Below are 2215 nucleotides of genomic sequence, written 5' to 3'. Positions count from 1 at the left end.
GTTATTGCCCTTGGGCAGTTGCTCCGCATGATTTTCCGAGGTGGTTTCTACCCCAGCCTGGCCTGCGGAATATGCTAACGGTGCAGAAATCCAGTGCGCAGAAGTTTCATCATCCGGGGTAAACACCGCTTGGATATTGGATTCTTGGGCGCTCAACAATTCATCCCAGGAGGCTTTACCGTTTTCAACCTCAAGGTCGGTCAGGAAATAGCCGTCGACGAATAATGTCACGGTGCCCGAAAGCTCCGGATTTCCGGCGTCGAAAGAAATAGTAGAAAGTTTGTCATCACCGTCGACAGTCGGGTCCGCTTTTTTCGCAACGCTTAAACGATAATTGGCCTCTGCAAGATTTGCTGTGCGCGCCTGATTGTAACGTTCCTGTAAAGGCTTCGTGGCCTCAGCCTTCGGCTGTTGGCCGCCCGCCTGAATCACCATAGTTCGTGGTTCGGAGGCCACATAAGTGCCGTCTTTGCGCAGACCGCTGGTTTGAAACTTCAGCTCATATCGTCCGGGTTTAGTAAATACGGTTCCGATGTGGTTGTGCTCGCCGGGCTCAATCGAAATAGAACGTGGCGACGATGCGCTAGTACCCAAAAGACGCAGGACATCGATCGCTTGCCCGGACCGGTACTGCAGTTGCTCTACTTCACCCGGTCCATCCACTGACAACAGGTCTAACGAGACCCGGCCGTTCAGCATATCGTCGACGTTTAAGTCTTTTTCTGCACCATAACCAAGCCATGCTGGGTCTTGTCGGCCTCCCAATGGCGTTTCTGGCGAATACACGTAGGTATTACCTGGATTGCCAAGGTATCGCAGACGTTCATTGTCATCGACAGTGAACTGATACTGCTGCTTCTTATCAGCGCCGTCACTGTTATAGCCCTTACCGACCCACACCGCCGACTCCAAGAGCTTGTGCGGGCCTTCGCCATTTTTCGCGTAGAGGTCGAACACCCCGGCGTCGTCTCGCACAGTGTATGGAGCGTCAATATGCTCTCTGGTGAGAATCTTTTTCCCATCGTCTGGCCCAGCGACTGCCGCTGGGAGTCCTGCGAACGTGGTGCCGAGAGCCGCGGTAACAGCGATGACCAACCGAGTATTGCGACTACGCCGCCCTGCCGCACGTGAGCGACGAAGCTGTGGGGTCATAACTCATAAGCCTTCCGTTATTATTAATGGGTTCCGTTTTCAACAATGGTGTCAAAATACCCTAGCTGAAAGTGGTTTGCAACAAGGCTTAAGGTTCCCGGTGTGTCACACAGGAATTGTGGAGAAATGACCCCAGACGTCGAGAAAGCGTTTCAGCTCTTCCCTACTTTCCCCACTTCGGAAGCCCTGGGATGCCCTGCGCAAAGAAGTTTGCAACTTGCGGCTGCAGCTCCATAAACAGCGCGACCATCCGAGCGATGAACACGATGCCCAGCACTGGTGCTAGCACGTGCACCGGGTTGAAGTTTGAGAAGAAGTTTTGCAGTGACCAACCGCCTGGCTTGGATTGATTGTCCGGCTGTTTTTCTGGTTGCTTCGGTGGCTGTGGCTTTGCAGGATTCTCCGGTTTCTTCGGGGCTTCCGGCTGTTTCCCATTGCCTGGCTTGTCTTGGTTTCCGGGCTTTCCAGGTGCAGGTTTGCCCGGCTGTGGATCTTTCGGCGCCTCAGGCTTCTTAGACTCGTCAGGCTTATCTGGTTTCGGCTCCTGCGGCTTTAACTCGCCACCTGGTTTTCCAGGTGCCGGTGCGGGCTCAGCCGGGCTGCCCTCTGGCTTGCTTTCCTGCTCTGCTCCTGGTTTCGGTGTCTTACAGGTCTCCAAAGCTTCGTTGCCCACCGTAATGACAAACTCCTGGGTCTCGGACTGCCACTCGTGGCCTTCTTTGCTCTTCGCACTGTAATTGGCATCGAAGGTGTAAACACCCGGCTTGGAAAATGCCCAGTGGATGTGAGTGTGCGAGGAAAAGCTTGACTCAATCGAGTGATCATTCTTGGTTGAATCAGATAAGACCGTCGGCAGCTCGCCCAGTTGTCCATCGATAAATGTTCCCCAGGTTGCGCCTTCCGGCACATCACGCGGCTGCAGATTGAGCGAGACCTCCCCATCAATCTTTTTAAAGTCAATCGCTTCAGTATTATAACCTGGCCAAATCACACCGGGACGCTGTGATTGTGGCAGATAATAGAAACCGTCGTCTTGCTTACCCAGGAAATCAAACTCCGCACC

Annotated in this window: 2 protein-coding genes; both read right to left on the bottom strand. The window is 53.7% G+C overall.

Features of this window, described 5'->3' with window-relative positions; genetic code table 11:
• The coding region (locus BKN05_RS12085; protein WP_286688745.1) for a choice-of-anchor M domain-containing protein at positions 1-1152 on the bottom strand (1152 nt) is incomplete at its 3' end.
• A 163-nt stretch (positions 1153-1315) separates the two neighbouring features.
• On the bottom strand, positions 1316-2215 hold a 900-nt coding region (locus tag BKN05_RS12080), incomplete at its 5' end, for a choice-of-anchor M domain-containing protein (protein ID WP_286688744.1).

The sequence above is a fragment of the Corynebacterium sp. S5S1 genome (genome assembly GCF_001913985.1).
In the GTDB taxonomy this organism is placed as follows: domain Bacteria; phylum Actinomycetota; class Actinomycetes; order Mycobacteriales; family Mycobacteriaceae; genus Corynebacterium; species Corynebacterium marquesiae.
Note: the sequence above shows the minus strand (reverse complement) of the source record. Positions and strands in the feature narration are given on the sequence as shown.